At 66.7% G+C, this 297-nt stretch carries 1 protein-coding gene; it reads right to left on the minus strand.

Going from position 1 to position 297, the window contains the following annotated elements; translation table 11 throughout:
* A partial coding sequence (locus NW835_RS13510; protein WP_414415553.1) for a DUF3352 domain-containing protein occupies window positions 1-283 on the minus strand: 283 nt, incomplete at its 3' end.
* Window positions 284-297: the final 14 nt, after the last annotated feature.

Raw genomic sequence — 297 nt, forward strand, 5'->3', positions numbered from 1 at the left:
CCTCTTGCTCAAAGTCCAGGGACCCCCCCGCCAACACGGCTCCCAGCCAGCCCGGGCCTGCGCCAGAGAAGAACTTCCGCCACTGCTGGCGGGTGGCGCGTCGTTGGGAAGCGGGGGTTGCCGCTTGCCAGAATGCCTGCAAATCCTCGAGAGGGGCGGCCAGCAGCAGCAGCGCCTGGGTGGAACGGGGGGCTAGGCCTACAATCGGCGGCAGCGGCGGACGAGACAGCAACAAAGCCAGAGGGCTTTGGGTGAGCAGCCAGGTGATAGCCCACACCATCATGGCAGCTAGAAGGC

The sequence above is a fragment of the Synechococcus sp. OH2 genome (assembly GCF_047462155.1).
In the GTDB taxonomy this organism is placed as follows: Bacteria; Cyanobacteriota; Cyanobacteriia; order Thermostichales; family Thermostichaceae; genus Thermostichus.